Source organism: Nesterenkonia sp. HG001, assembly GCF_034438835.1.
In the GTDB taxonomy this organism is placed as follows: Bacteria; Actinomycetota; Actinomycetes; order Actinomycetales; family Micrococcaceae; genus Nesterenkonia; species Nesterenkonia xinjiangensis.
The window spans coordinates 443,791-465,141 of sequence record NZ_JAOSZD010000002.1; the positions used below are offsets into that span (position 1 = coordinate 443,791).

General features: G+C 70.0%; 19 protein-coding genes. 7 read left to right on the forward strand and 12 right to left on the reverse strand.

Features of this window, described 5'->3' with window-relative positions:
* Nucleotide 1 precedes the first annotated feature (1 nt).
* The 4 genes from ODE13_RS04915 to ODE13_RS04930 all read right to left on the reverse strand — a co-directional run bounded on the left by ODE13_RS04915 (nt 2) and on the right by ODE13_RS04930 (nt 4,589).
* Nucleotides 2-1,267 (reverse strand): glycosyl hydrolase, encoded by a 1,266-nt coding sequence (locus ODE13_RS04915; RefSeq protein ID WP_322478230.1) that lies wholly within the window; start codon nt 1,265-1,267, stop codon nt 2-4.
* Between the two features lie 111 nt (nt 1,268-1,378).
* Nucleotides 1,379-2,320 (reverse strand): carbohydrate ABC transporter permease, encoded by a 942-nt coding sequence (locus ODE13_RS04920; RefSeq protein WP_179540631.1) that lies wholly within the window; start codon nt 2,318-2,320, stop codon nt 1,379-1,381.
* Nucleotides 2,320-3,255: a sugar ABC transporter permease gene (locus ODE13_RS04925; RefSeq protein ID WP_322478231.1), complete on the reverse strand. Its 936-nt coding sequence runs from the start codon at nt 3,253-3,255 to the stop codon at nt 2,320-2,322. Before ODE13_RS04925 ends, ODE13_RS04920 begins: the two co-directional genes overlap by 1 nt.
* 17 nt (nt 3,256-3,272) lie before the next feature.
* Nucleotides 3,273-4,589, reverse strand: a complete 1,317-nt coding sequence (locus ODE13_RS04930; RefSeq protein ID WP_322478232.1) for an ABC transporter substrate-binding protein — start codon at nt 4,587-4,589, stop codon at nt 3,273-3,275.
* A 239-nt stretch (nt 4,590-4,828) separates the two neighbouring features.
* Between ODE13_RS04930 and ODE13_RS04935 the strand changes: the two genes are divergently transcribed.
* Nucleotides 4,829-5,857 (forward strand): LacI family DNA-binding transcriptional regulator, encoded by a 1,029-nt coding sequence (locus ODE13_RS04935; RefSeq protein WP_322478233.1) that lies wholly within the window; start codon nt 4,829-4,831, stop codon nt 5,855-5,857.
* 29 nt (nt 5,858-5,886) lie between these two features.
* Here the strand turns inward: ODE13_RS04935 and ODE13_RS04940 are convergent, their stop codons facing one another.
* The gene (locus ODE13_RS04940; RefSeq protein WP_322478234.1) at nt 5,887-9,195 is read right to left on the reverse strand and encodes a glycoside hydrolase domain-containing protein; all 3,309 of its coding nucleotides are present in this window, start codon (nt 9,193-9,195) and stop codon (nt 5,887-5,889) included.
* On the reverse strand, nt 9,192-10,196 hold the full coding sequence (locus ODE13_RS04945; protein ID WP_322478235.1) for a LacI family DNA-binding transcriptional regulator: 1,005 nt from the start codon (nt 10,194-10,196) through the stop codon (nt 9,192-9,194). The genes ODE13_RS04940 and ODE13_RS04945 overlap by 4 nt, the downstream gene beginning before the upstream one ends.
* A 140-nt stretch (nt 10,197-10,336) precedes the next feature.
* Here ODE13_RS04945 and ODE13_RS04950 point away from each other — a divergent pair, with 140 nt between their 5' ends.
* A complete protein-coding gene (locus ODE13_RS04950) occupies nt 10,337-11,380 on the forward strand; it encodes an N-acetylglucosamine kinase (RefSeq protein WP_322478236.1) in 1,044 nt (347 codons plus the stop codon).
* On the opposite strand, the gene ODE13_RS04955 is transcribed toward ODE13_RS04950, so the two are convergent.
* Together ODE13_RS04955 and ODE13_RS04960 are read right to left on the reverse strand one after the other, a co-directional pair.
* Nucleotides 11,324-11,917, reverse strand: a complete 594-nt coding sequence (locus ODE13_RS04955; RefSeq protein WP_322478237.1) for an energy-coupling factor transporter transmembrane protein EcfT — start codon at nt 11,915-11,917, stop codon at nt 11,324-11,326. The two genes, ODE13_RS04950 and ODE13_RS04955, sit on opposite strands and share 57 nt — an antisense overlap.
* A gap of 71 nt (nt 11,918-11,988) precedes the next feature.
* Nucleotides 11,989-12,642 (reverse strand): biotin transporter BioY, encoded by a 654-nt coding sequence (locus ODE13_RS04960; protein WP_322478238.1) that lies wholly within the window; start codon nt 12,640-12,642, stop codon nt 11,989-11,991.
* Between the two features lie 345 nt (nt 12,643-12,987).
* On the opposite strand from ODE13_RS04960, the gene ODE13_RS04965 reads away from it, so the two are divergent.
* The 4 genes from ODE13_RS04965 to ODE13_RS04980 all read left to right on the forward strand — a co-directional run bounded on the left by ODE13_RS04965 (nt 12,988) and on the right by ODE13_RS04980 (nt 17,339).
* Complete coding sequence (locus ODE13_RS04965; RefSeq protein WP_179540623.1) at nt 12,988-13,905, forward strand: Bax inhibitor-1/YccA family membrane protein; 918 nt, start codon at nt 12,988-12,990, stop codon at nt 13,903-13,905.
* Nucleotides 13,906-14,079: 174 nt separating this feature from the next.
* Nucleotides 14,080-15,630, forward strand: coding sequence for an AI-2E family transporter (locus ODE13_RS04970; RefSeq protein WP_322478239.1), 1,551 nt, complete (start codon nt 14,080-14,082; stop codon nt 15,628-15,630).
* A gap of 13 nt (nt 15,631-15,643) precedes the next feature.
* Nucleotides 15,644-16,993, forward strand: a complete 1,350-nt coding sequence (ilvA, locus tag ODE13_RS04975; protein ID WP_322478240.1) for a threonine ammonia-lyase — start codon at nt 15,644-15,646, stop codon at nt 16,991-16,993.
* A gap of 10 nt (nt 16,994-17,003) precedes the next feature.
* Nucleotides 17,004-17,339: a hypothetical protein gene (locus tag ODE13_RS04980; RefSeq protein ID WP_322478241.1), complete on the forward strand. Its 336-nt coding sequence runs from the start codon at nt 17,004-17,006 to the stop codon at nt 17,337-17,339.
* 3 nt (nt 17,340-17,342) lie between these two features.
* Here ODE13_RS04980 and greA read toward each other — a convergent pair whose 3' ends face one another.
* The 4 genes from greA to ODE13_RS05000 form a co-directional block, all read right to left on the reverse strand.
* Nucleotides 17,343-17,846, reverse strand: a complete 504-nt coding sequence (gene greA / locus ODE13_RS04985; RefSeq protein WP_322478242.1) for a transcription elongation factor GreA — start codon at nt 17,844-17,846, stop codon at nt 17,343-17,345.
* Between the two features lie 281 nt (nt 17,847-18,127).
* Nucleotides 18,128-18,928, reverse strand: a complete 801-nt coding sequence (locus ODE13_RS04990) for an ABC transporter permease (RefSeq protein WP_322478243.1) — start codon at nt 18,926-18,928, stop codon at nt 18,128-18,130.
* Nucleotides 18,929-18,934: 6 nt separating this feature from the next.
* On the reverse strand, nt 18,935-19,747 hold the full coding sequence (gene modA / locus ODE13_RS04995; protein ID WP_322478244.1) for a molybdate ABC transporter substrate-binding protein: 813 nt from the start codon (nt 19,745-19,747) through the stop codon (nt 18,935-18,937).
* 26 nt (nt 19,748-19,773) lie between these two features.
* Nucleotides 19,774-20,196 (reverse strand): DUF4307 domain-containing protein, encoded by a 423-nt coding sequence (locus ODE13_RS05000; RefSeq protein WP_179540618.1) that lies wholly within the window; start codon nt 20,194-20,196, stop codon nt 19,774-19,776.
* A 251-nt stretch (nt 20,197-20,447) separates the two neighbouring features.
* On the opposite strand from ODE13_RS05000, the gene mca reads away from it, so the two are divergent.
* On the forward strand, nt 20,448-21,332 hold the full coding sequence (mca, locus tag ODE13_RS05005; RefSeq protein ID WP_322478362.1) for a mycothiol conjugate amidase Mca: 885 nt from the start codon (nt 20,448-20,450) through the stop codon (nt 21,330-21,332).
* The last annotated feature ends 19 nt before the right edge of the window (nt 21,333-21,351 follow it).

Genomic DNA, 21,351 nt, shown 5'->3' on the forward strand with positions numbered 1-21,351 from the left:
GTCAGCTCCTCTGGGGGGTGGGGGCAGGGGTCGGAAGGTCTGAGAGGTGGTGAGCGGACAGGGATCCGCGGGTCAGGTCCCGGGTCGGGTCCTGATCCTGGGACTGGGAGCGCAGCGTCAGCGCAGTGCCAGCATGCCCGTCACGGGCGTCCAGCCAGGCCCGATGCACGGCGCCGCCCGGCCCGAGCTCGTCGCGGGGATCCCGGCCGAGGTCGTCGATGATCACCGCGGGCGCCTGCGCCGCGGTGGCGGCCGGAGGCTCGGCGCGCAGCTCGGCCACCGTCTCGGCGAAGGCCTCCCCGGTGGGCTTGATCCGGCCGGAGACGTCGATCAGCCCCAGGTCGTGCTCCACCTCGGGGAAGTCCAGCAGGTCCCGGGAGACGTCATGGCTGCACCACCAGGTGATCCCCAGCAGGTGCGGGACCTGCGCGACCCGGCGCATGCTGCGGCGGATGAACTCGGGTGCCTCGGCCGGATCCATCACGGTGGTCGGAGCTCCCGCTTCCTGGAGCCATATCGGCCGGGCCGAGCCGGGTGGGTGCCAGGCCTGGGCCAGGCGGGTCAGGTACTCCGCGTGGCTGACCGACTCCTCGGCGAGCCCTCCTGCAAGCTGGGCGGCGCCGTTGAAGACCCAGGAGTGGGTGATCGTCGCGTCGCCCAGCTCGGCGGCGTGGGCGGGACCGAAGGGCTGCGTGGAGTCGTACCAGCCGGCGTCGTACATCGAATGGGTCACCAGGGCGTCGGTCTCGGCGCGGGCGGCGCCGAGCATGGTCTCCAACCACGCGGTGCCGCCGGCCGCGTCCACCGGGTGCGGGTCCGGATGCGGGGCGGCGGCGAACTGGTTGATCTCGTTGCCCAGGGTGATGCCCATCAGGTTCGGCTCCCGCGCCACCGCGGCGGTGAGCCGCCGGACGTACTCGGCGGTGGAGCTGACCACCTCCGGGTCGGTGAACATGTTCCGACGATGCCAGGTGCCCAGCCAGGCCGGCAGGAAGTCGAAGCTGGAGAGGTGCCCCTGGAGCGCATCGACGACGACGTCGAGCCCATGCTCGTGAGCCACCCGGGCCACGTCGACGACGTCGGCCAGTCCGCGCTCGCGGATGAGTCCCCGGTTGGGATGGATCAGGGGCCAGAGCGGAAAGATCCGCACATGGTCAACGCCGAGGGAGGCGATGGCGGACATGTCGTCGGCGACGTCGGCGAGGTCCAGGTCCTGCCAGGCGTGGAACCAGCCGTGCCGCGGTGTGTGATTGAGCCCGAACCGCATCAGCGCACCGTACCGATCGGCGACGGGGCAGGGGCAGTGGTGGGACAGGAACAGGTCATGCGGGGTCCTTTGCTGAACTGGTGGATCGTGTGGGACTGAGGAGGACGGGCTTCAGCCCTTGACCCCGCCCTCCTCGATGCCGCGGAAGAAGTAGCGCTGCAGCACCGCGAAGACGATCGCGATCGGGATGAAGGCGATCATCGCTCCGGCGGCGATGAGTCGCTGGTCATTGACGAAGGTGCCGGCGAGGAACTGCAGGCCGACGGTGAGGGTGTAGTTGCTCGGGGTGGTCAGCGCGATCAGCGGCCAGAGGAAGTCGTTCCAGGCGCCGATGAAGGAGAAGATCGCGACCACCGCGATGGTCCCCTTGGCCGAGGGCAGCGCCACGTTCCAGAGCCGGCGCCAGACTCCGGCCCCGTCGACGACGGCGGCGAGATCGATCTCCGGAGGGATCTGACGGAAGGCGTTGTACATCAGCAGGACGTTGAGCACGGCCACCATGCCGGGCAGGGCGACGCCGAGCAGGGTGTCGGAGAGCCCCATGCCGCGGATGGTCAGATACTGCGCGATGATCGTGGCCTCCCCGGGCAGCACCAGGGTACCCAGCAGTGCGCCGATGAGGACCACCCGCCCCTTGAAGCGCAGACGGGCCAGGGCGAAGCCGGCCAGCGTGGCGAAGAGGACGTTGCCTCCGACGGCCAGGGCCGCCACGATCACCGAGTTCATGATGAATCCGAACACCGGGATGGCGTCGGTGACCCGCAGATAGTTGTCCAGGGTCGGTTCCTGAGGGATGAAGGAGATCTCTCGGGAGTAGACGTCCTCCCCGGGGCCGCGCAACGAGGTGGAGAACTGCCAGAGGAAGGGCCCGATCGTGATCACCAGGACGAACAGCAGCAGGGCATAGCGCAGGGCGATGCCGCTGGGGGAGAGGGTGCCGAAGCCGCGGCCGCTTCGTCTGCGCGGTCGGCGGCGCCGGGCCGGGCGGTCTGGTCGGCGGGTCGGTCCTTCGGGCGCGACGGGCTCCGTGACCGTGCTGACGGTGGTGGACATCAGTCGTCTCCCTTGTTGAGTCTGGCCAGCACGATCAGCGGGACCAGGGTGACCAGGAACAGCAGGATGCTCAGCGTGGCGGCATAGCCCAGGTCTCCGAAGAAGCCCCGGGAGTATTGCTGGATGAGCATCACCAGGGTCATCGCCTGCCCGCCCGGCCCCCCGGTCCCTCCCGAGAGCACATAGATCTCGGAGAAGACGCGCAGGGCCGAGACGGAGACCAGGATGCCGATCAGGGTCATGGTCCGCCGGACGCCGGGAATGGTCACGGAGATGAAGCGGCGGATGGCGCCCGCTCCGTCCACGGCGGCCGCCTCATAGAGGTTGCGGTCCACGTTCCCCAGGGCGGCCATGTAGATGATCATGTAGTAGCCCAGGCCCTGCCACACCGTCAGCGCGATGGCGCTGAGGATGAGCAGCCAACGTTCGGTGAGGAACGGCATCGGAGTCTGGAGGACGCCGAGCTGCAGCGCCAGGTTGTTGATCAGGCCTCGATCGTTGAGCATCCACTGCCAGACCAGGCCGACCACGACGGCCGAGGCGATCACCGGGGTGTAGTAGGCGATCCGGAAGAAGGCGATGCCCGGCAGCGCCTTGAGCACCAGCATGGCGATCAGCAGAGGCAGGATGATCAGCAGCGGAAGGCAGACGATCATGAACACGACGCTGTTGAGCAGCGCGTTGACCACCTGGGGGTCCTGCGCCATGGCGGCGAAGTTGTCGAATCCGATGTAGTCGCCGCCTCCCAGCGGGGTGGTGTCGGTGAAGGCGACCCGGATGGTGTTGAGGGAGGGCCAGACCGTGAAGACGGCGAGGAACAGGATCGCCGGAGCCAGCAGCACCCAGGGCACGACGGGGCCGTTGGTCGGCACCTGGGTGCTGCGGGCGTTTCTGAGCTTCACGGACTGGGGGCCGGAGCGTGTGGCCAGAGTCACAGGGATGTCCTCACGTCTCAGTCGAGCAGCTGGTTCATGCGTTCTTGGGCGGTCTCCAGGGCTTCCTCGCTGGTGATGTCCCCGCTGATGGCCAGGCTGAGCTGCTGGTTGAAGTAGTCCGTCATCGCCTCGTTGATGGCGAAGGGCTGGACCACTTCAGCTTGGGAGATCGACTCGAAGGCCAGGACCCGGGCGTCGTCCTCCGGTGTGCCGTCGGATTCGGCGAGCTCCTCGCTGTCCTTGGAGGCGATGGTGGAGGGGAAGATGTTCACCTCCGCGGCGAAGGCCTCCTGGTTCTCCGCATTGGTGAACCACTGGGCCAGCGCCAGGGCGGTGGCCGGGTTGTCCGAGTCGGCGGCCACGGAGAACCCCTGCACGTAGAGCGGCGGGGTGTCCAGCGCGGGGCTCACCGCCACGTTGCCTTCCAGGGAGGGGTTGTTGGTGATGAAGTCGCCCATGGCGGTGCCGCCGCCGGTGGTCCAGGCGACCTGACCCTCGGTGAACATCGTGGCGTTGCCGAGGTAGTCATCGTTGAGGACCTGGCCGGGCATGTGGCCCTCGGCGTAGGCATCACGGTACCGGTCCAGGATCTCGACGGCCTCCGGGACGGCGAAGACGAACTCGTCGCCCGCGTCGTCGAGGATCTCGATGCCGGCCAGGGTGAAGGTGCCCAGTCCTGGCCGGGCGCTGATCAGGTGCTCCTCGCCGTCGCACTCGTCATGCATGACGGCAGCCTGCTCAAAGAGCTCATCCAGGTCCGCGGGCGGGTTCTCCGGATCGAGCCCGCAGCTCTCGAGCTTGTCCATGTTCCAGTAGTTGATGTCCGTGTTCAGGTACCAGGGGTAGCCGTAGACGCCCTCGAGGCCCTCGAACTCGTAGGCCTCGATGCCGCCCTCCACATAGGTGTCGCGGAGGGTCTCATCGGCGGCCGCCACATCGAGGAGCATGCCTTCCTGGGCCAGCGGCAGAGCGAAGTCCGGCGGCAGGTTGACCACGTCCGGAAGCTCTCCGGCGGCCGCCTGGGTGAGCACCTGGTCGGAGTAGCCGTCACCGGGCTGGTCGAGCAGGGTGACCTCGGTGCCGGGGTGCGCCTCCTCGAAGGCCTCGATGACGTCGTCGAGATAGTCGGTGTAGCTGGGGGTGAGCGCCCAGGTCTGCAGAGTCACCGAGCCGGTGATCTCGCCGTCCTGGGGTTCGGCGGAGGCATCGTCGCCTCCGCCACAGGCGGTCAGGGCCAGCGCGGAGAGGGCGACGACGCCCAGGGCGGCCCGAGGGCCGCTGCGGCCGGCGTGCGGGCGGGGGAGACCTGGGTGGTGCGGGGCTCTGGGGGTCATGGTCCGTTCCTCCTCGGCGTCCTGCGACGGACGCGGATACGAGTGATAAAACTGTTCAGCAATTCTTCGTGACTTGGCTCACAATGATGCCGGTAGTCACCTATAATGGTGACCTAAACCGGTAGAGTCAAGCCCCTCGAGTATGACGAGATCATCAGGGACTGTCAGTCCCGGCCGCATGGGTATGGGCGACGATGGACCAGAAGTGCGCACGTCGAGGACGCGGAGAGGACGGCACAGTGCCAGCATCACGGAGCGGACAACGGACCACCATCGCCGACATCGCCCGAGAGGCCGGTGTCTCCAAGGGCGCGGTGTCGTTCGCGCTGAACGGGCGGCCCGGGGTCAGCGAGGCCACCCGGGAACGGATCTTGCGCATCGCCCGGGACCTGGGGTGGCGTCCCAACTCAGCGGCCCGGGCGCTGACCGGCGGCACCGTGGGGGCGATCGGTCTGGTGATCGACCGACCGCCCGCGGCGCTGGGCACAGAGGCCTTCTTCAACCAGCTCATCGCCGGTCTGCAGCTCGGCCTCGGTGACTCCCACAGCGCACTGATGGTCCGTGTGGTCTCTGCGGAGGAGGAGGAGCTGGAGACATATTCCAGCTGGTGGTCCAGTCGGCGGGTGGACGGGGTCGTGGTGATCGACCCCCACGCCGACGATCCTCGACTGAAGCTCCTGGCGGAGCTGGAGCTGCCCGCCGTCGTGGTCGGCTCCCACGCTCCGAGGCCGGAGGTCTCGGCCGTGTGGATGGACAACGACGGCGTGGCCACCATGCTCTTCGACTATGTGGCCGCGCTCGGGCACCGCCGGCTGGCCTACGTCTGCGGCGATCCCGAGCTCGACCACGTGGCGGCCCGCCGGGCTCAGCTGCGGCGAACCGCCGAGGGCAGAGGACTGCAGGCCCTCGTGGAGGACGGGGACTTCTCAGCGGCCTCGGCCGCTGCCCGCACCCGCAGCCTGCTCAGCCTGGGGGAGCGGCCCAGCGCCATCGTCTATGACAACGACGTCATGGCCGTCGCCGGGCTCAACGTGGCCCATGAGATGGGCGTCGCCGTGCCCGGAGACCTCTCCCTGGCCTCCTTCGACGATTCGCACGTCGCCCGACTAGTCCGGCCACCCATCACGGCCGTCTCCCGTGACACCACCGCTCTGGGAGCACAGGCCGCGAGGCTGCTGCTCGCCGCCGTCGCCGGCGGCCCGGCCCGCGAAGAGCCGGGACCCCAGGCCACCCTCGAGGTCCGGGCGAGCACCGCCCCTCCCTGCTGAGTCCCGGCCCGGGCCCAGGCCGCGGCCGCTCAGTCCAGGAAGAGCTCGACCTGCTCCAGGGCCAGGGCGGTGCCTGCGGTCAGCCGGACGGCCGCCCAGTCTGGGACCTCGGGGGTCACAGGCGCCCGGGTGAGGAACGGGCGCGTGCTGCGCGGCTGGTCGAAGCGCTCGTCGGTCCGCTCGTCCAGGAGGAGCTCGCCGCCGCCCGCGGTGATCCCGTGCAGCTGCCAGCCCGCCGAGGTCTCCGCCCGGGCGGAGCTCAGGGTGTAGAGCGGCGTCCTCCGGGCGGTGGTGCCGTCCTCGGTGCGCAGCGCCTCCAGCACCACTGACTCTCCCGGCGCCAGCTCCACGGCGGTCTGGCCGACGTCGTCCACCAGGGGTGCATGGGCCGGGTCCTGGGCCGCCGCCAGCGCATCCCGCAGCGGGGTGTCCGGGCGTCCGGCGGCCCGCAGCCGGTCGCTCAGCCCGCGGGGGCGGGTGTCAGAGGCCCAACCCTGCGGCCGGTCGCTCAGTGAGATGTGCAGATGGGCGCCGTCGCGCAGCCGGGCATGGGGCACGGAGATCCGCTCCCACGGCTCGGCGTCCAGCAGGACCTCCTGGATGAAGCGGGGGCCGGCCCCGGGCAGCGGACCGTCGGTGGTCACACGCAGCGGCGCCGAGGCGCCGGGGATCTGCAGGCTGATGCTGCGCCAGCGCGGCGGTGTCAGCACGTACTCGCCGCTGGCCGGCACCAGCGGGTACAGGCCCAGCGAGACGAACAGCCACCAGGCGCTCATCTCCCCGTTGTCCTCATCGCCTGGATGCCCCTGTCCCAGATCAGACCCCACGAAGAGTCGGTCCAGGGCGTCGCCGAGTACCCGGTGGGCGTCGTCGTGACGTCCGGCCGCCATCAGCATGAACGGCATATGGTGGGCCGGCTGGTTGGACAGCGCGAGCATCCCCTGGCGGCAGTCCCGAGCCTCGCGCTGCTCGTGGATGACGAATCCGTAGCTGCCGCTGGTCTCCTCCCGGGCGAGCTCCGGCCGGTCGAGGATCTCGTCCAGTGCCTCGCCGAGTGCGGCCTCAGAGCCGAACAGCTCGGCGAGTCCCAGCGGGTCGTGAGGTGCCGTGACCCGGGTGCCCCAGGCGTTCGTCTCGGTGTAGTCGTGGCCCCAGACATCGGGGTCGAAGTCCTGGTCCACGCGCCAGGCGCCGTCGGGCCTCCGCCCGATGAAGAACTGGTGCTCCGGGTGGAAGACGTCCTGGTAGGCCAGGCCACGACGTTCAAGGTGCTCCGCCTCGGCGGCCAGGTCATGGCCAGGCAGGTCGGCGTCGGTCTCCAGCAGGTGGCGAGCCAGCAGGGCCGCCCCGGCGTCGTTGATCGCGTTGTCCAAGGTCCAGGAGAGGCCCTCGTCGGTGGCGGTGTCCACATGGCCGCGGAAGATCGCCGGCCGCAGCCCCTTGCGGCCCACCCTGTCGTCGGGCGGTGCCGTGAAGGCGTGCCGGGCCGCCGTCCGATAGGCCTCCGCCCAGTTCACCCCCGGAACCTGGCGGGCCAGCAGGTCGGCCAGGACGACGTCGCTGGAGGTGCCGGTCATGATGTCGCAGGGCCCCGGGGCGCTCCATCGGGGCACCCACCCGCCGTGCCGGGCATGGGCGAGCAGTCCGTCAGCCAGTTCTCCGGCCCGCACGGGATCCAGCAGCGCCAGCAGCGGCCACTCCGTGCGGTAGGTGTCCCAGAAGCCGTTGGTCACCGTCAGCTCTCCTGCGGCCACCTCCGGGGCCCCGTGCGGGGTGATCGGGATTCGCAGTGCCTCTCCCGCCACCGCCCGATGGACCAGGCCGCCTCCGTCGACCGGCTCGCCGGATCGCTGCGGATACGCCCAGACCCGGTACAGGCTCGAGGCCAGCGTGGTGAGCCTGTCGCGCTGGGCGGGAACGTCCCCGAGCAGTGTGGGCTCCGCCACCTGCATACGGTCCAGCACTGCGCTCCAGCTCTGCCGGGCCCGGGCTCCCATGGTCGCCACGTCGGGGAGCCCGTCGCGATGGGCGCGGGCCAGGGTCGGACTGACCGAGGATATCCCGACGACGGCCTCCACGTGTCCTGCACCGACGCTGAGGTGCCCGCACAGGCCTGCTGCAACGTCCCCGGTGCTCAGCTGCGCGGACGTGACGCCCTCCACGCGCAGCGCCACGTGCAGGGCCGGGGTGTTCTCCCGGTCATGCAGCGTCCCCTCCAGGAGCAGGACTCCGTCCTCGAGCTGCCAGCTGAGGTCCTCCATCAGACCCCGGTGGTCGAGGCAGAGGCTGCCGGGCACCTCATAGTCCAGGGCGAGGCCGATCCCGTGGTGCGCCGCGGTCAGCGCGGCCTCGATCCGGCGCCGCCGACCGGCATCGTCCTCACCTTCGAGCCTCACCTCATACTGGTGCGCGTGTGGGGATTCCTCGGCGTGGTCGAACCACAGCGCCCGACGTCGACGCGCCTCGTCGGCGGGCGCAGAGACGGCGGAGCTGCGCAGGGTGGGTGCCAGGATGAACACCCCGCGGTCGCCCATCCAGGGGCTCGGGAGATGGCTGGTCCCGAAGCCCTGCAGCTGCGGCCGGACCCGGGGCTCTCCGTGGCGCGGGGAAGGGTCCACCGCGGAATGTGCCTGATAGGAATAGGGCCAGTTCCCGGCGGAGGCGTCGGTCATGGGCAGGCCGAACAGTCCGCCGTGGGGGACGCACACCAGCGGCGCATTGTTGCCGCGGGAGAATTCGCCGCTGGAGTGGGTGCCGCGGCGGATGTCCACGGCGTCGACCAGGCTCCGTGGCACGGGGGCGCCCGGGCCGATCGCGATCGCGTCGATCCAGCAGCGGATGGGGGCCCCGGGATCGGCCGTCGCCCGCACCTGGACCTCCGCGATGCTCCGCCCTGCGACGGGGCGCAGGGCCACGGTCCGCAGGTTCCACTGGTCCACCCATGTGCGTCGCGCGCGTGCCTGAGCCTCGGGATCCAGGGCGGCCCCGTACTGGTCGGTCACCCCGTGGGCGCTGAGCCGCGTGCCGTCGTCGAGCAGCACGTCCACGGTCACCGCCGTCGCCGCCCAACGACGCTCCGGATCCTCGGTGGCGTCGCCCGCCTCCGGGAGGACCGCGAAGGTGAGCTCGTCCTCAGCCCGGATACGCCGCCCGACCAGTCCGGCCCCGAGGAAGGAGGACGCGGGCCCGTCCCCGACGCCGGGCAGCGGGAGGGCGACGCTCGCCTGGCCGGCGGGGACGCTCAGCAGCAGGGGCTGTGGGCTCAGCAGCCCCTGGCCTGTGGCCGAGGTGGGGGAGAAGACAGGACCGCTGCCCGGGCGGATCTCGCCGCTGGTCACAGCGACACCCCTTCCGGTCGCTCGGAGCCGCGCAGCACCAGACGAGTGGGGAGCTCCACCACCTCCGGCACGGTCGCGGGCCGGGCGATGCGCTCCACGGCGAGGGCCGCTGCGCGGCGCCCCATCTCCAGCGGGTCGTGACTGATGACGCTGATGCCCAGCACATCGGCGGTGTCGAAGTCGTCGAATCCGATCAGCGCAGGGCTGACCTGCAGTTCGCGTGCCGCGCGCAGCACCGCCACGCTCATCCGGTTGTTCCCCGCCAGCACGGCCGTCGGCGGCTCCGCAGAGCCCAGGGCGGCCCGGGCGACGGCGTCTTCGTCCGCATCGTCGCTGAGGTGCTCCAGCGGTCCGGTCCTGCCCAGGCCCGCCTCCGTCATGGCCCCCCGGTATCCGGCCAGGCGTTCCCGCTGGGTATAGATGTCGGCTGGGCTCGCGAGGTAGGCAATCCGGCGGTGCCCCTGGGCCAGCAGCGCCTCCGTGGCCTGCCGGGCGCCGCTGCGGTTCTGCAGCAGGACGGCGTCCGCCAGCAGGTTCTTCGCCGGCCGGTCCACGGCGATCACCGGGGTGCCCAACTGGCGCTCGCCGTCCAGGTAGGACTGGTCTGCGGCCGCCGGGATCATCATCAGCGCCGCGACACGCTGCGAGAGCAGGGCGTCGGCGACCCGTTCCTCGCCCTCCTCCGAATCGTCGCTGGAGCCGAGCACCAGGGTCAGTCCTGCCGAGGAGAGCTCACGCTCGATGCCGGCCGCGACGCTGTGGTAGAAGGGGTTGCTCATGTCCCCGATCAGCAGTCCGACCGTGGAGGAGGTGCCGCCGCGGCGCAGCGTCCGGGCCAAGGTGTTGGGTCGGAAGCGCAGCCGTCGTGCGGCGGCGAGCACCTGATCACGCGTGGTGCCGGCGACCTTCTCCGGTTCGCTGTAGACCCGTGAGACGGTCTTGCGGCTCACACCAGCGAGGCGGGCGACGTCGTCGAGGGTGGCACGCTGCTGCAGGGACATCCCCGCCTCCTGAGGTGGCTGATCGGCTGACCATGACAGCGTAGGACATGTGTGACGCAGGCGAAAGCTCTTCCCTTTCATTGTTGACCGCGCACGAATGTCCTACGATGTCATGATCCCCACCATCGGACGGAGGACCAGTGCCCATCACCGAACCCCGGAGCGCTCCGCCGCAGCTCCGCGCGTCCTCCCTGGCCCTGGACGTCGGGCAGACCACCACCAAGGCGCGTCTGCTGCAAGCCGGACACCCGCCGGAGCGCCTCGAGCTGCCCGGTGTGCAGACCCATCGGCCCCTGCTGCCCCAGCTGCGCGACATCATCCGCGCCGCCGCAGACTCTGCGGGTCTGGCAGAGGCCGTCGCGGGTCCCTCGCGGGGTGCTGCGACTGTCGCCCTGGGCGTCTCCGGGCTCACCGCTGCGGATGCCGACGCCGCGCGCCTGCTTGAGCTGCTCGACGGCTCCGCCCCGACGGACGAGTGCATCGGCACCCTGCGCTTGGCCCATGACTCGGTCACCGGCTACCTCGGTGCGCTGGGTGCCGCGCGCGGTGTGGTCGTGGCCGCCGGCACCGGAGTCGTCACCCTCGGCGTAGGTGCCGAGGAGGTGGCCCGCGTGGACGGCTGGGGTCATCTCATGGGCGACGCCGGCAGCGCCTGCTGGATGGGGCGGGCCGCGTTGCAAGCAGTGATGCGTGCCTATGACGGCCGCGGGCCCGCCACCGCGCTCACCGAGGTCGTCCGATCCCGGTGGCCCGACCTCGAGGGCGCCTACATCCGGCTGCAGAACGATCCCGCGGCGGTCAGTGTGATGGCCTCCTTCGCTCCGGCGGTGGCGGAGTTCTCCGAGAACGATCAGGTGGCCCGACGCATCAGCGCCGAGGCCGCCGGAGAGCTCGCCCATTCAGCCCTCACCGCTCTGCGGCGGGTGGGGGAGGACGGTGCGGGCGCGGCCCCGCAGGTCGCCGCGATCGGCGGCGTCCTCCGCTCCTCCGTCGTGCGGGAGGAGTTTCGCCGACTGGTGCGGAAAGCCATTCCGGAGGCCGGGTTCCCGGCAGAGGCAGGGGAGGGTGTGGACGGCGCGGTGACCCTGCTGACTCTGGCGGAGGAGCACCCGCTCCATCGGCTCGTCTCAGCGCACTCCGCGGGCGGCCAGCGCCTCGGCGGTCTCTTCGGCATGCCGCAATGACATCACCAGCAGCGGCATGACCAGCGCCTTCGGAGTCATTCGCCGGCCTCGGGCGCGCAGGGCCTCCTGGATCTGGGAGGAGAACGCCAGGATCACCGGCACCGATCGGATGGTCAGCGACAGCGCCAGCGAGATCCGCGACGTGTCGACCCCACAGCGTCCCAGCGGCCTCAGGGCACGGTCGAACGCCGTCATGATGTCCGTGGTGCGGGTGGTCAGTGTGAACAGTCCGGCCACCATGATCACCGCGACCACCCGGGAGACGTTGAGCGCGGTCGTCTGCGGGTCCAGGAAGATCAGCTGCGGGACGGTGAGGATGATCAGGATCCAGCGCAGCCCCCAGAGGCGCCGCAGCAGCCCGGCCGCGCCGACGCCGGCGGCCAGGTGCCCGAGCAGCACGAGCGCCCAGGCTCCCAGCACCACCCAGACGTTCTCGCGCTGCAGCGAGACAGCCAGCGCGAACAGGAAGACCAGCAAAAACTTCGTGGCCACACCGGTGCGGTGCAGCAGCGAGGTGCCGGGACGGTGCAGCGGCATGATCGCCGCCGCCGGGCCCCCCGGTCCGCCCGATGCCGCCCGGGGGGCCCGCCGTCGGACCGTGCCGGGCGTCATCGACGGCGTGCCCAGGTGAACGGCGCGGGGTAGGCCCTGATCAGGGCATGGGTGATGCCCACGGCGATGACGGCCTTGGCCGCATCGCCGGGCAGGAACCCTGCACTGGCGAACGCCGCCTGGGTCAGAGTCAGGCCGAGCTGATGGGCCATCACGGGAATCCCGCACAGGTAGATCACCCCGATGCCGCCGAGGATCACGCCCAGTCCGGTGCGCCACCAGGCCAGCGGCCATCGCCACTGGGTGATCAGGCCGATGAGGAACGCCGCAGGGATCCAGCCCAGTGCGAAGCCGGCCGTGGGGCCGGCGTAGACGCCGAGCCCGCCCGAGCCCTGGGAGAGCAGCGGCAGGCCGGCGGCGACGAGCGCGTGGAGCAGCAGCATGGAGCCTGCGCCCCGCCAGGGGCCGAGGATCGCGCCGGCGAGCATGACGCCGAGGGTCTGCAGGGTGATCGGGACGCCGCCGATCAGCGGGATGGCGAAGGGCTGACCCAGTACGCCGACCAGGGCGGCGAACATCGCCATCTGCGCGACGCCGCGCACCGAGGCGGTGGCCGTGCCGGCCACCAGGGCCTCGGAGGGGAGAGCCTCGCTGTCCCGGGTGCTGGCCTCGGGGGTGGTCGGGTGCTGGGGGCCCGCGGGCGGTGTCATCGGTGCTCCTGATGTCGGGCTGAGGGATCGACTGGTTTGAACGGTGTTCAAGAGGGTCTGCCGCCCTACTGTAGGACGCGTTCGCGCCCAGCGCCAGCGGGCTCCGGAGGCGCCGCAGATTCCGGCGCGCTTCAGCCCTGCGCGGACGAGATCGACCTCGGGCGCCTCACCAGGGGATATGCGGCGCACATCACGCCCGGTTCCCGGTAGACTGTCCGCAAGGTGCGTCAGCGTTGCACCCCTGCCGCGGCGGGCAGGTGCTCGCCGCAGAGCCGCTCACCGGCGGACTGCAGGAGCTGCGCATTCGACAGAGCCACGAGCCCCGATAGGAGTGCGGCCCACGACATGTCCAACCCGATCTTCAACTCGCAGGCGTTTCCCTCGCAGTTCAAGGAGCGAGAGCGGCGTCGTTTCTACATGAGCGACCAGGGCAGCGTCACCGAGCAGCCCCGGGCTCAGCAGCCCGGCGCCGGTCCGACCTACGCCCAGCAGCACGGCTTGCCCGGCCAGCAGACTCCGGGCGCTGACCAGCTGCGCCAGATGTACGGCCAGCCGTCCCCGACCGGCGAAGACCTGGGCCGGATGACCTATGACGAGGTCATCCGCAGGACCCTGATCAGCTTCGTCGTGGTGCTCATCGGTGCCGGAGTCTCCGTCACCGTCGGTGCCATGTCTCCGGGACTGGCCAGCGGCCTGATGATCCTGGGTGTGCTGGGCGGCTTCGCGCTCGGCATGGTCAACGCCTTCAAGCGTGAGCCCAACCCGGCGCTGATCCTGGCCTACAGCGCATTCCAGGGACTCTTCCTGGGCGGCATCTCGATGTTCCTGGAGTGGCAGTTCCCAGGCATCGTCCTGCAGGCGGTGCTGGGCACCGTGATCGTCTTCGCCTCGGTGCTGGTGCTCTTCCGCTCCGGCAAGGTGCGTGCCACTCCGAAGCTGAACAAGATGTTCATGGTCGCCGGCATGGCCTACCTGGTGTTCTGCCTGGTCAACTTCGGACTGATGATGTTCGGCGGCACCTCCTCCATGTTCGGCCTGCGCACCGAGTTCAGCCCGTGGATCGGCCTGGCCATCGGCGCGCTGGCGATCCTGCTGGCCACGTACTCGCTGGTCCTGGACTTCACCAACATCCAGGAGGGGGTGGAGGCCGGTGTCGCCCGCAAGTACGCCTGGGCCGCCGCCTTCGGCCTGACCGTGAGCCTGGTCTGGCTCTACATCGAGATCCTGCGCATCATCGCCATCATCAGGTCGATGGCGGATTGACGCAGCAGCCTCGGCGAGGCAGCACTCTGCTGTGCCTCGCATGACACCGCGATGGGTCCGCCGCGCGCCGCACCGGGTGCGCAGCGGGCCCGTCGTCGTCTGAGGACGTCTCAGTCACTGAACCTTCACGCACTGATCCTTCGAGTCCAGGAGAGCTGTGTCACCATGGAGCGCATGAACGCTGAGGAAGACCGCGCTGACAGCCGGCAAGGCGCCGTCGACGATGGGGCCGACAGGCAGCCGGCCGCCGTGCCCGCGGGCGCGCACGCGGCGGCGTCGGGTGCCGAAGGGTCCGTCGGGGCGACGAGGCGTGCAGGTGCCCGGGAGTCGGAGTCCGCACCGTCGGCCCACACGCCTGGCGCGGAGGGCGGCATCGATGGCGCCGGTCGGCTCGAGCATGACCGGCTCGCCGGCCTCACCGACGCCCAGCGCGTCCAGGAGGACATCCCGTGGGGGGTGCGCATCGCCGCGGCCTGGGCCTGGCGGGTGCTGCTCATCCTGGCCTTCACCGGTGTGCTGCTGTGGCTGCTGAGCTATGTCTCGTTGCTGATCATTCCGCTGCTGGTGGCGGCCCTGCTGTCCACGCTGCTGCGCCCTGTCCATGACTTCCTCCGCAGACTGCGCTTCCCCAGGATCCTCGCGGCGATCACCACCATCCTGCTGCTGATCGCCTTCGTCTTGGGTCTGCTCTTCCAGGTGGGCCAACAGATCATCACCGGCTTCGCCGAGATGGCCGACCAAGTCCGCACCGGGGTGATGGAGCTCGTCGCCATGGCCGAGGAGGTCGGCCGGGATCTGGGCGTCTCCATCTCGGCTGAGGAGTTCGACCAGTGGATCGCCGAGGTCACCCAGTGGGTGCAGGACAACTCCGAATCGATCCTCGGCGGGGCCATGTCCATCGGCTCCACGGCCGGCAACCTGGTCGTCGGACTGATCCTGGCACTGTTCACTTTGATCTTCTTCCTCTCCGACGGGCGCCGCATCTGGGACTTCTCGGTGCACTTCGTGCCGCGCAAGTTCCGCCCGGCGATCCACGGGGCTGGCCGCCGCGGATGGACCTCGCTGGGCACCTATGTGCGGGTGCAGGTCTTCGTCGCCGCCGTCGACGCCGTCGGCATCGGCATCGGTGCCGCGCTGCTCGGCGTGCCGCTGGCCATGCCGGTGGCCGTGTTGGTCTTCCTGGGCTCCTTCATCCCGATCATCGGTGCCGTGGTGACCGGTGCGATCGCAGTCCTGCTGGCCCTGGTGGCCAACGGCCTGGTCAACGCGCTGCTGATGCTCGGCGTGGTGCTGCTGGTCCAGCAGATCGAATCCAACGTGCTGCAGCCCATCGTGATGGGCAAGGCCGTGAAGCTGCATCCGCTGGCTGTCGTGTTGGCCGTGACCGCCGGCACCACGCTGCTCGGGATCGTCGGCGCCCTGTTCGCCGTGCCGGTGCTGGCCTTCGTCAACCGCTCGGTGCGCTACATCGTCAAGGAGGAGTGGCGCCGAGACGACGAAGCGATCGCGATGGAGCAGGAGCAGCAGGAGGAGGAGCTGCGCCGCGAGGTCGCCCGCCGCGAGATCGAGGTCCAGGAGCAGGAGACCACGGCGGGCATCAAGCGCCGCTTCCTGGAGACCATGCCCGGTCTGGATCCGGACAAGCCCGGGTTCGTCCGCCGTGGCGGGCGTCCGGGGAAGATCGGCGCCGCAGACTCCCGGGACGCTTCCAAGGACGAGGACTGACACAGGACACCGGATGCCCCAGATCGACCAGATCCAGCGCCAGACGCCCATGACGAGCCCGGAGGGCTCCGCGGCAGGAGGAGACGCCATCACGGAGCATCACGCCCCGCAGCAGCTGCCCGGCCGCCACCTCAGCGTGCAGCTGGAGGACATCCGCGCCGCCCGGGAGCTGCTGGACGGAGTCATCGTGCCCACCGCCATGGAGCATTCCCGGGCCCTGGGGCGGATGATGGACGCCACCGTCCATCTCAAGTGCGAGAATCTCCAGCGTGCCGGCTCCTTCAAGGTCCGCGGCGCCTATGTGCGCATGGCGCGGCTGTCCGCGGAGGAGAAGGAGCGCGGCGTCGTCGCCGCCTCTGCGGGGAACCACGCCCAGGGTGTGGCGCTGGCCGCGAAGAAGCTGGGGATCCGCGCGAAGATCTACATGCCGCGCGGGGTCGCGCTGCCCAAGCTGGCCGCCACCCGGGATCACGGAGCCGAGGTCATCCTGCACGGCTCCAACGTGGATGAGGCCTTGGCCGAGGCGCAGGACTACGCCTCCGAGTCCGGGGCGGTGTTCATCCACCCGTTCAACAACACCGACGTCGTCGCCGGTCAGGGCACCATCGGCCTGGAGATCCTCGAGCAGGTCCCCGACGTCGACACCGTCATCATGGGCATCGGCGGCGGCGGTCTGCTCGCCGGCAATGCGGTGGCCATCAAGCAGGAGGCCGCCCGGCAGGGCCGTGAGGTGCGCATCATCGGCGTGCAGGCGGAGAACGCCGCCGCCTATCCGCCCTCGCTGGCCGCCGACGCGCTGGTGCCCATCAAGGGCGTCCGGACGATCGCCGACGGCATCGCTGTGGGCAGGCCCGGGCAGATTCCCTTCGAGATCATCAAGGACCTCGTCGACGACGTCGTCACCGTCAGTGAGGATGCCATCGCCCAGGCGCTGATCTTCCTCATGGAGCGCTCCAAGATGGTGGTGGAGCCGGCCGGCGCGGTCGGCGTCGCCGCTCTGATGGAGGGCCGGCTCGCCGGGCTGGGGATCGAACCCAGGTCGATCGTCGCCCTGCTCTCCGGGGGCAACATCGACCCGATGCTGATGCTGAAGGTCATTCAGCGCGGGCTCTCAGCCGCCAACCGTTTCCTCACCGTGAAGCTCATGCTCAAGGACCGGCCCGGTGAACTGGCGATGATCTCGCGGATCATCGCCGAGACTGATGCCAACGTCACCGGGGTGGACCACACCCGTATCGGCGGCGCGCTGTCCATGGGAGACGTCTCCATCGTGATCAACATGGAGACCAAAGGGGAGGAGCACTCCGCCCTGGTGCTCAACAGCCTGCGGGCTGAAGGCTACGAGCCGATCGTGATGAACTGAGGACGTGGTGATGAGCACAGTCATGCCGTGGAAGATCGGCGTCGCGGGAAGCGTGGTCCCCGAGGACGGCGCCGGGACCGGGGGCACCGACGGCGCCTGGGCGGACCTGATCGGGCTGGCTCTGATCGGCCTGATGTGGGCGCTGAGCCTGGCGGCCCTGGCCGGGCTGGCCTGGGTGCTGGGCCGCTGGATGCGCAATCGAGAGCAGCGTCGGAAGCACCCGGCCGCCGGGGGTCAGGGTGCCTCCGCGAAGGGACACGCTCCGACCTCCCGGCGCACGCGGCGCAGCGTCCGCCGCGGCCGCCGGCGCCAGGACAACGCCAGCGACCTCGACGGCTGGGTCTGAAGATCAGCCGGTGAAGGGCTCCGCGGAGTGGATCTCCACCGGGATGTCCTTGCCGTTCGGCGCCGGATAGGACAGCTTGTCCCCGGCCTTGGCACCGTTGATCGCCTCACCGATGGGGGAGCTGGCCGAGTAGACCTGCAGATCCGAGTCTCCGGCGATCTCACGGTTGCCGAAGAGGAATCGCATCTCGTTCCCGGCGATCGTCGCGGTGACCACCATGCCGGGCATGACGGTGCCGTCGCCGGCGGGGGCCTCACCCACGTAGGAGTTCTCGAGCAGACTGGTCAGGTAGCGGATCCGGGCCTCGGCCTTGCCCTGTTCCTCCTTGGCCGCGTGGTAGCCGCCGTTCTCCTTCAGGTCGCCCTCTTCTCGGGCGGACTCGATACGGTCCACGATCTCCTGGCGACCAGGGCCGCTGAGGTGCGCCAGCTCGGACTTGAGCCGGTCGTAGGCCTCCTGGGTCAGCCACTGTGCGTTCTCGTCGGTCTGGTGCGCGTGCGTCGCCACTGTTGATCTCCTCGGGTCTGAGGAGGAACCCAGCCGCGGACGGAGGGTCCGCCGCCACATCAGTCGGCATCGCCCTCCGTGCCGGGGTTTCCCGTCCAGACAGCGATGCCGTGAGGTTCCTCGTCGTACATGCAAAGACCCCGCCTGAGGACACACGTCCCGAGCCTCTGGCCCGGTCGCTCCCCGGCGGGGTTGTTCTGCGTTTCCACAATCGTAGTGCTGTCGCGGCAGAACCTCAACGGTGCGGCCGCGAGAGCACTCTGGGCGAAACGGTGAGCGGCTCAGCGTAGTGGGGTGAACAGCCGCCGTCCAGGCCCATAGACCAGACCGACCACGACCAGCGCCACGGCGATCATCACCACCGCCAGGGCGGCGGCGGCCTCGGGGTCGGACTGCTGGAGCAGGTAGACCTCGACCGGAGCGGTGCGGGTGGTGCCGGAGGCTGAGCCTGCGAAGGCCAGAGTGGCGCCGAACTCGCCCAAGCAGCGGGCGAAGCACAGCACGGTGCCGGCCAGCATGCCGGGGCGGATCAGCGGAAGGACCACCCACCACAGCGCGGCCAGCGGGCCGGCCCCCATGGTCGCGGCGGCCTCCTCGTACTGCCGGTCCAGCGAGGACAGGGCAGACTCCACCGAGAGCACCATGAACGGCATCGCGACGAAGGCCTGGGCGAGCACCACCGCCACCCAGGTGAAGGTGATCTGGACGCCAAGAGCCTGCAGGGGCGCTCCGATCAGGCCCATGCGGCCGAAGGCGGACAGCAGGGCCACACCCGCCACCACCGGCGGCAGCACCAGGGGCAGCAGTACCAGCGGGCGCGCCCAGCGCAGCAGGACGGACCTGCCGCGCGCCATCAGCACCCCCAGCGGGACTCCGCAGACTACGCACAGGAGAGTCGCCGCCGTCGCCGTCTGGAAACTCAGGGCGAGGGCGTCACGAGTGACCGGCGAGGACAGCAGGGCCGGGACCGCCAGAAGGTCGGCCTGCAGGAGCAGGGCGAGCACCGGCAGGGTCAGCAGCGCAGCGCCGACGAGGGCGGGCAGCCACAGCACGCCGGGGAGGCGGTCGACGTGTCGGGCCATGGAGGGTCAGTCAGTGCTCGAGGCTTCAGCGGCCGGAGGCGGCAGGAAGCCGGCCTCCTCGAAGGCGGTGCGTCCGGTCTCGCCGGCCACCAGGGTCAGGAGCTGTTCGGCGGCCTCACGGTCCTCTGGCTCGGCGGCGATGGCCGCCCAGACCTGTGTGTCGTTGTTCGCGAAGTCCGGAATCTCGAAGACCTGCACCTCGTCTCCGGCGGCGTGGGCGTCGGTGATGTAGGTGAAGCCGGCGTCGACCTCTCCCATCCGCACCTTCGTCATCACCGAGGACACCGACGTCTCCTCGGTGTCAGTGTGGACCTCGACCCCGAGCTCCTCCTCCATGGTGCGCGTCAGCTCACCGCAGGGGACCTCCGGTGCGCAGGTCGCGGTGAGGAGGTCGTCGGCGTGGGCGATGAAGTCGTCGAAGCTGTCGACGTCGGCAGGGTTCTCCGCGGGGACGACCAGGGCGAGCCGATTGGTGGCCACCGGGTAGGCGTCTCTGCTGACGTGGCCGTCCTCGACCAGTTCGCCCATGTGCGCTCGGGAGGCGGTGATGACGACGTCGAAGGGGCGGCTTGACCTGATCTGCGAGACGAGCGTCGAGGTGCCGCCGTACTCAGCGGCCAGCGTGAGTCCGGCGTCGCGCTCCTGCAGGCCCTGTTCGATCCGCTGCAGCACCGGCTCCACCGAGGCGGCGGCGAGCACCACCACCTCGGAGTCCGGAGTGGCGGCGGACTCGGGATCGGGGGAGTCGCCGTCGCAGGCGGTGAGCACGAAGGCGGCCACGAAGCACACCAGCAGGACCAGCGCGATGACACCGCGCATGCGGTGCATCAACGAGCCTGGTCGCATCAGCCCAGCTCCCAGCAGGAGTCCACGATGCCGGTGACTCCGCGGTACTCGGTGCGCACATCTGTGCGAAAGTACTGGCTGCGGTCCGCCGAACCGCTGCCTTCGTGCGGGCCGATGGTCACAGTCTTGGCGCCCACGATGGCGTAGGAGTCGTCGAGCACCTGCACCATGCACTGCACAGTGGCGTCGAAGTCCTTCGTGAGCTCATAGTCCACCGAGGCCGAGGTGTCTGAGTGGATGATGTAACCGACGTCCTTCGAGGTGAGCTGACCCACCGTGTTGCCCACGGTGAAGTACACGGCCACCGCCAGGGCTGCGACCAGCGCACCGACCACGAGCCCGACGCGCGTCCGGGACGAGAGGGGCCGCTTCGGGGCGCCGTAACGCTCGGCGAGGCTGTGCGGGGCGGTCGAGTGACTCATCGGGATTATTCTAGTGTCTCGAGGGGTTCTGATGCGTCGAGGGACGATGACGTTCGATCAGAACCGACCCGATCCCGGACCCTCACCGAGCCCACCAGCCACGGAGATCACCTGTGACCCCGACCCCAGACCACCCCGCCGACCCCCTCGCCGCCTCGACGCCGGTGATCCGCAAGGACGCCGCGACGGTCCGTCCCCCTCGCGGGCTCCGCGACGCCGTCGACCCGCACGCGGCGGAGCACCACGAGCATGTGCCGCGTTCAGCCGGGCTGCGTCTGCTGGCCGTGCACGCTCATCCCGACGATGAGTCCTCCAAGGGCGCGGCGATGATGGCCGCCTATGCAGATGCCGGCGCGGAGGTCATGGTCGCCACGGCGACGGGCGGGGAGCGCGGTGATCTGCTGAACGCCGCCGCCGGGGAGCTGCAGCAGTGCCATCGGGATCTGCCCGGAGTGCGTCGGGTGGAGATGCGTGAGGCCGCCGAGGCGCTCGGCGTCCAGCATGTCTGGCTCGGCTTCGAGGACTCCGGGCTGCCCGAGGGCGACCCGATGCCGCCGCTGCCGGCCGGGTCGTTCGCGGCGCTGCCCCTGGAGCAGGCGGCCTACCCGTTGGTGCGTCTGGTGCGCCGGTTCCGGCCGCATGTGATCATCAGCTACGACGAGTCCGGGGGCTACCCGCACCCGGATCACATCATGTCCCACAAGATCACCGTGGACGCCTTCCATGCGGCGGGAGACGCCGGACTCTACCCGGATGCCGGGGAGCCCTGGGAGCCGCAGAAGCTCTACTACGATCGTGCGTTCAACCCGGGGCGGTTCCGTGCCATCCACGAGGCGCTGGTCGAGGCGGGCTTCGACTCGCCCTACGGGGAGCGTCTGGCCCGCTTCGATGAGGACGGCGAGGTGCCCTGGCTGACCAAGCATCAGGTCACCACCCAGGTGCCGGTCGGGGACTACCTGGAACACCGGGATCGCGCCCTGCGCGCCCACCGCACCCAGGTGGAGCCGGATGGGTTCTTCTTCGCCACTCCCAACGACTTCCTGCGCAAGGTGTGGCCGTACGACGACTACGTGCTCATCGACTCTCGGGTGGACACGCAGCTGCCCGAACACGATCTGTTCGCGGGTCTGCGCTGATCACTGCGTGTTGCCATAA

Coding starts and splice junctions, on each gene's coding strand:
- ODE13_RS04960 (WP_322478238.1), bottom strand. CDS start 12,642: ATGACACCGCCCGCGGGCCCCCAGCACCCGACCACCCCCGAGGCCAGC.
- ODE13_RS04945 (WP_322478235.1), bottom strand. CDS start 10,196: ATGTCCCTGCAGCAGCGTGCCACCCTCGACGACGTCGCCCGCCTCGCT.
- ODE13_RS04970 (WP_322478239.1), top strand. CDS start 14,080: ATGAACGCTGAGGAAGACCGCGCTGACAGCCGGCAAGGCGCCGTCGAC.
- ilvA (WP_322478240.1), top strand. CDS start 15,644: ATGCCCCAGATCGACCAGATCCAGCGCCAGACGCCCATGACGAGCCCG.
- ODE13_RS04990 (WP_322478243.1), bottom strand. CDS start 18,928: ATGGCCCGACACGTCGACCGCCTCCCCGGCGTGCTGTGGCTGCCCGCC.
- ODE13_RS04965 (WP_179540623.1), top strand. CDS start 12,988: ATGTCCAACCCGATCTTCAACTCGCAGGCGTTTCCCTCGCAGTTCAAG.
- ODE13_RS04955 (WP_322478237.1), bottom strand. CDS start 11,917: ATGCCGCTGCACCGTCCCGGCACCTCGCTGCTGCACCGCACCGGTGTG.
- ODE13_RS04980 (WP_322478241.1), top strand. CDS start 17,004: ATGAGCACAGTCATGCCGTGGAAGATCGGCGTCGCGGGAAGCGTGGTC.
- ODE13_RS04920 (WP_179540631.1), bottom strand. CDS start 2,320: ATGTCCACCACCGTCAGCACGGTCACGGAGCCCGTCGCGCCCGAAGGA.
- modA (WP_322478244.1), bottom strand. CDS start 19,747: ATGCGCGGTGTCATCGCGCTGGTCCTGCTGGTGTGCTTCGTGGCCGCC.
- ODE13_RS04915 (WP_322478230.1), bottom strand. CDS start 1,267: ATGCGGTTCGGGCTCAATCACACACCGCGGCACGGCTGGTTCCACGCC.
- ODE13_RS04930 (WP_322478232.1), bottom strand. CDS start 4,589: ATGACCCCCAGAGCCCCGCACCACCCAGGTCTCCCCCGCCCGCACGCC.
- ODE13_RS05000 (WP_179540618.1), bottom strand. CDS start 20,196: ATGAGTCACTCGACCGCCCCGCACAGCCTCGCCGAGCGTTACGGCGCC.